6 protein-coding genes are annotated in these 6,092 nt (G+C 23.0%); all 6 read right to left on the reverse strand.

Going from position 1 to position 6,092, the window contains the following annotated elements:
• Positions 1-9: 9 nt before the first annotated feature.
• Genes Q7K47_08450 through Q7K47_08475 form a run of 6 tightly spaced genes read right to left on the reverse strand, consistent with a single transcriptional unit; the run spans position 10 to position 5,945 of the window.
• The gene (locus Q7K47_08450; GenBank protein ID MDP0507229.1) at positions 10-1,065 is read right to left on the reverse strand and encodes a glycosyltransferase; all 1,056 of its coding nucleotides are present in this window, start codon (positions 1,063-1,065) and stop codon (positions 10-12) included.
• A 40-nt stretch (positions 1,066-1,105) separates the two neighbouring features.
• Positions 1,106-2,143 (reverse strand): EpsG family protein, encoded by a 1,038-nt coding sequence (locus Q7K47_08455; GenBank protein MDP0507230.1) that lies wholly within the window; start codon positions 2,141-2,143, stop codon positions 1,106-1,108.
• Between the two features lie 18 nt (positions 2,144-2,161).
• Positions 2,162-3,241 (reverse strand): glycosyltransferase, encoded by a 1,080-nt coding sequence (locus tag Q7K47_08460; GenBank protein MDP0507231.1) that lies wholly within the window; start codon positions 3,239-3,241, stop codon positions 2,162-2,164.
• A 1-nt stretch (position 3,242) separates the two neighbouring features.
• Entirely contained in the window at positions 3,243-4,361 is a 1,119-nt protein-coding gene (locus tag Q7K47_08465) for a glycosyltransferase family 1 protein (protein ID MDP0507232.1), read from the reverse strand.
• Between the two features lie 21 nt (positions 4,362-4,382).
• Positions 4,383-5,384 carry a GDP-mannose 4,6-dehydratase gene (locus Q7K47_08470; protein ID MDP0507233.1) on the reverse strand — a complete coding sequence of 334 codons (1,002 nt, stop codon included), beginning with the start codon at positions 5,382-5,384 and terminating at the stop codon, positions 4,383-4,385.
• A gap of 9 nt (positions 5,385-5,393) precedes the next feature.
• Positions 5,394-5,945 (reverse strand): serine acetyltransferase, encoded by a 552-nt coding sequence (locus Q7K47_08475; protein MDP0507234.1) that lies wholly within the window; start codon positions 5,943-5,945, stop codon positions 5,394-5,396.
• Between the last annotated feature and the right edge of the window lie 147 nt (positions 5,946-6,092).

Below are 6,092 nucleotides of genomic sequence, written 5' to 3' on the forward strand. Positions count from 1 at the left end.
TCTCCTTTTTTATTCATAAAATATACTTTCCCATTCTTTTTTTATAACTTTAATATCATGTCTTTTACCCATTTTTAAGCTATTTTTTGAATAATAATCATAATTATTGTATATTTTTTTTATTCCTTCTATAAATTTATTTTCTTCCCATTCTTTTTCTAGTAATATTCCATTATCAATAACTATGTCACTTGCTCCTTCAAATGTATTTCTTAAAATAATAGGTAATCCTCTTCTCATAGCCTCTATACTTGTTATAGGATAACCTTCCACATCACTTGTTATTACTAAAATTCCTGACTCATCCAATTTATTTTTAACTATGTCTGTTGGACCACATAAAAATACATTTTTTAGTTTTTCTTTTATTATTATTTGTTCTAATATTTTTTTATCTAGACCATCTCCAAAAATTTTAAGCTTAAAATCAGGCAACTTTTTCATAACTCTTATAGCTAAATCAAACCTTTTATTTTCATTATCTAATCTTCCTATCATTATTAAATTTTTATTTCTTATCTTTACTTTTTCTAATAAATCAAGCTCGCAAGAATGTCTTATAACTTTTATCTTTTCCATTGGAAATTTATATTTTTCATTTAATATATATCTATCTTTTAAAGAAGTTACTACAAAATAACTTAATTCTTCCTTAGATTTTTCAAATAAATTAATTTCTGAATTATAATAATTCCAATTTTTGTAACATCTATCTAATTTAGTATGTTGAACTAATATTTTTTTACATTCAATAGCATCTAATTTTTTTAAATCTTGAGGAGATCTTAAAATACAAATATCTGGATTTATACTTTTTATTTTTTTCATTAACTTTTTTTCTCTTAATTTATTATTTAAAAATCTATTAATTACTTTAAATAGAAAACTCCCCCTTGAAACTTCTTCTACATTATCAACTTTAAATATTTTTTTATCTTTTTTTTTATTCGCTAAAAAAATAATATTATCATAAAACATCTTTTGCAATGTCCTTCCAAAAGTTTGTATCCCTCCTTGAATGCCTGGATGACATCCTCCTGCTAAAAATAATATTTTTTTATTCATAAATTTTCTCCCTTTTAAATAATCTTACTTTAAGTTTTTATTACTGAAATAAAAATCTATAGGGGACTACTCCAGAAGAAGATTCATATAGTATTATATATAAATAAAAACTAGTAATTATACAAATTGTTGTAACAACTAAAAACTTCAAATCTTTTCTTTCTATCTTGCTTACTATATTTGGAATAAAAATTATTAACCCTATGGAAAAATAATTAACTACTCTAACAAATAAAGAAAACTTTAAAGCTATGATTTGTAAAAAAACTGCAAGGGTTAACATATGATAAAACATAACATTTCTATCTCTTTTTATCTCTAATTTCTCTAAAACATATCCTAAAGAAAGAACCCCTACAATCATTATTAGCATTCCTTTCCCTTGCCCACTATTTAAATGACTCGTATACCTTAAACTATATTTATTTGAAAAAGTAAACAGTAATATCAATATTTTATCTGCATATAAATGAATTAAACCAGTTATTAAAAGTGTAAAATAAATGTAATTAAGATTTACTTTTATTGGATAAAGAATATAAGCTAATATAAAAATTGCTGCTGTTATATGAATTGAAATTGCAATAAAATAATAAAATAAAAACTTTTTTATATTTCTTTTTCTTATATAATCCAATGTATTTATCATTATAAGTACAGCTAAAACTTGTCTTAATATATTTAAACTCGCTATAAAAAAACCTAAACTTAAAAACAAAAAGAAACTAAACCATGGAATTTTAGAATTATCATATATAAATTTTGTAATTAAAATCATTACTATAATAGCAATCATAACTAAAAAATATCTTTCATTTTTACTTATTAATCCTAGGACTTTATTAAAAATTGCAAATCCTCTTTCAATACTTTGCTGTTTTAAAAATAATTCCTTAAAAGTACTTCTACTGAATCTTCTAAAATAACTAATATAGCTAAAAGTATCTGTCCCTAAATAAATATATCTTAATGATGAAACCAGAAAAAATATACTAAATATTACTCTTTTTTGAATGCACTTATTCTTTATAAAAGAGCAAATAAAAATAAGAATTAACATTATAAAGTAAATTTTCATTATTCTCTCCCCCTTTTATTAAATGTTTTCTAATAATTTACTATATTTTCCTATTATTTTTTCTAAATTATATCTATCTAAAACAATATTTCTTATCTTATCTTTATTCTTGTCCTCATATAAATTCTTTAAGATTATATTTTTAACTTCTAATTTATTATTAAAATCAATTATATTTCCATTAATCCCCTCTTCTATTATTTCATTAATTCCACCAGGTGAATCATTGCAAATTGAATATAATCCGCATACCCCTGCCTCTAATAGAGAATTTGGAAATCCTTCATATCTAGAACTTAAAATAAATAAATCAGCATTTTTCATATATATATATGGGTTTCTTTTTCTACCTAGTAAAAAAACTGTCCCTTCTAAATCATATTTTTCTATCATATTATCTAGATTTTTTCTTTCTTTTCCTATTCCTAAAATATATAATTTTATATTAGTCCCTTTAAAAAGCTTCATAATTTCTATTATCTTATCAAAACCTTTTTGTCTAGAAAGTCTTCCCACACATAAAAGATTTTTATTTTTACTATTAAACTCTATTTCCATTTTCTTTTCACTTAATTCTTTTATTTCTTTAAAATTAACAGGATTATTAATTTCTATTATTTTTTCTTTTGAAATTTTAATATTTTTCATTAAATCTTCTGTCATATCTTTAGATTGACTTATTATTTTATTAAAATTTCCGTATGCTATTTTTAAAAATATTTTTCTTAAGCAACTAAAATTTGATTTAGAAATTAAATTTAATTGTCTATTTATAAACTTAATATTTTTTAAAAAAGGGCTTATAAAAACTCCAACTAGCATAGATATCTCAAAGGAAAAAATTATAACTATATCTGGTTTTATTTTTTTCAATTTCTTATATATTTTTATTATTGAATATCTACTTTTTCTACAATTAAGAATACTATATTTAACTTCACTCCTTAATTTTTTAAAAGCATCTCCCTTTTCCTTGGTTAAAATTAAATGCAGATCAAATTTATCTAAAGATAAGTTATTTAATAAATTATAAGCTACTCTTTCTGCTCCACCATGTCCCCATAAACTAGGTAAAATAAAACAAATTTTTTTTTTCATTTTATCTCCTTTGCATTAAGTAATATACATCTTCTAAATCTTTTACTATAGATTTTATATTATATCCATTATTTGTAATTTCTTTTGATGTATTTCTTCTTCCATTTTCATAAGATGTTTCTAGTATTTTTCTAGCCCAGTATTTACTTGATTCTTTTAATGAAATATATTTCACACTATTTAATATTTTAGATTCCTTTGTTATAGAATCTGAAACTATACAATTTAATCCAGAGGCTTGTGCTTCTATAAGAGACATTGGCATACCTTCAAATATTGATGGAAATAAAAAACTATCCATTCCTTGCAAATAATCCCCTACATTTAAAACACTTCCTGCAAATATAACTTTAGATTCTAATTTCAACTTTTTTATCTGCTCTTTTATCTGTTTTTCTAAAGATCCTTCTCCAACAATTAAAAGTATTGAATTAGGATTAATCTTATAAACTTCATTAAAAATTTCAATTAAAAATTTATGATTTTTAGGATAAGTAAATGTCCCTACATGTCCTATTACAAATTTCCCATTTAACTTTAAAGCTTTTCTTATTTTTTTTCTTTTTTTCTCATTAAAAATATATTTTTCAACTTCTATCCCATTTTTTATAAGTTTATAATTTTTATTATTTAATATTTTTTTTCCAAACAACCATTTTCCTGCTTCATTAGAACAAGCAAAGAAATAATCTCCTATATATCTTATGGGAAGTTGCATAATATTTTTAGCTATTTGTTCTAAGCTATTCCCTCTAGAAGCAGTGCTATGGCTATGAGCTATTGTTATTCTTCCATATTTTTTAGCTATTTTTAAATATATGGCAGCTATACTTCTTATATGACCATGAATTATTTTATGCTCTTTATGATTTTTAAAAAAATTATTCCATTCTTTTTTATAAATAAAATGATTTTTCCCTTTATATCTTGATACCCTATATATTCTTCCTCCTAAAGCTAACACCTCATCTTCATAATCACATTTTTCATTCGTATGGATCATGAAATCAAATTGAATTTTTGATCTATCAATATTCCTATATATATTCATTACAAGAGTTTCAGCTCCACCTATATTTAAGGTTGCTAAAACCTGTAATATTCTTATTGGCTTATTCATATTTATTTCCTTTTAATAATTTTATTTTCTATAATACATCACATACCAATCTGTAAATTTTTGTAATCCTTCTTCTATACTTGTTTTTGGTTTAAATCCTATTTCATTTTGCAATTTATCTGTCGATGCATAGGTTTTTGGAACGTCTCCTAACTTTATTGCCTCATATATTTTCTCAAATTCTATGTTTTTATTTAAAGACTTACTTAAGCATTTTTCTAAAGTTAATATAAATGTCATTAATTTCTCTGGATTATTATTTCCTATATTAAATACTCTATGAAGTTCTTTAATATTGGGACCTTTATCTATTAATTTTTCTATTCCTTCCACTATATCATCTACATATGTGAAATCCCTATAAAGATCATGCTCAAAATCACCATTATTATATATGTGAATTTCTTCATTATTAAAATATTTATCAGTGAATCCAAAATAAGCCATATCAGGTCTTCCCATTGGACCATACACTGTAAAGAATCTAAGTCCTGTTGCTGGTATTTTATATAAATGACTATAAGTACTTGCCATTAATTCATTTGACTTTTTAGTAGCTGCATATAATGATACTGGACTATCCACATTATCACTTTCTTCAAATGGCACTTTCTTATTATTTCCATATACAGAACTTGATGAGGCGTAAACTAAATGCTCAACTGAATAATATCTACAAGCCTCTAATATATTAAAGAATCCTTCTATATTACTTTTTATATATGCATCAGGATTTTCTATTGAATATCTTACTCCCGCTTGAGCTGCAAGATTTACAACTATATTTGGTTTTTCATTTTTAAATATTTCTAATATTTCTTCTTTATTTGAAATATCTTCCTTTATAAATTTAAAATTTTCAAATTTATTTAAAATACCCAGTCTTGTATGTTTTAGGTTAATATCATAGTAATCATTGATATTATCTATTCCAATTACTAATTTTCCTTTTTCTAATAATTTTTTAGATAAATAATATCCTATAAAGCCAGCTGCCCCTGTTATTAAATATTTTTTATTCATATAATTAAACTACACCTCTATTCTTTTATTTATATAGCCTTTAGTAGCTTCTATATTTTCTTTTATTATGCAAGGATTACCAATAACTATTGAATCATTTGGAACATCTTTATTACAATATGTGTTTGGAGCTATTAGTACATTATTTCCTATTTTTATTTTTCCAACTATTGTTGAATTTACTCCTATCCAAACATCATTTCCTATTATAGGAGCTCCCTTCCTTCCCCCTCTATTTTCTTTTCCTATTGTAACTCCTTTATGAATATTAATATTCGAACCTAAAATAGTTTCAGGATTAATTGTTATATTATAAGGATGTCCCATATAAAATCCGGGACCTATAACAACTGATTTATCAATCTCTATACCATATCTTAATCTTATTTTCCTTAACAAAAATTTTATTATAATTTTCATTAATTTATTTTTAGTTATTTTAGATTTTCTAAAAAGATAAATAAATAATAAATCATGATGAGTTAATAATAATAGAAAATCCTTATTTATATAATCTCTTTTGTAATATCTATAAAAATCATAGTTAAAATTATCTTTCATAATTACCTTCCTATTGAATAATATTCTATATTATTTTCACTCATCTCTTTCGTGTCATATATATTTCTTCCATCATATACAAGAGGTGTTCTCATTAATTTAAAATCTTTTCCACGTAAATCTCTTATCTCTTTCCATTCTGTAAAT

Origin of the sequence: Fusobacterium sp. JB019 (assembly GCA_030673965.1) — a bacterium.
Taxonomy (GTDB): domain Bacteria; phylum Fusobacteriota; class Fusobacteriia; order Fusobacteriales; family Fusobacteriaceae; genus Fusobacterium_B.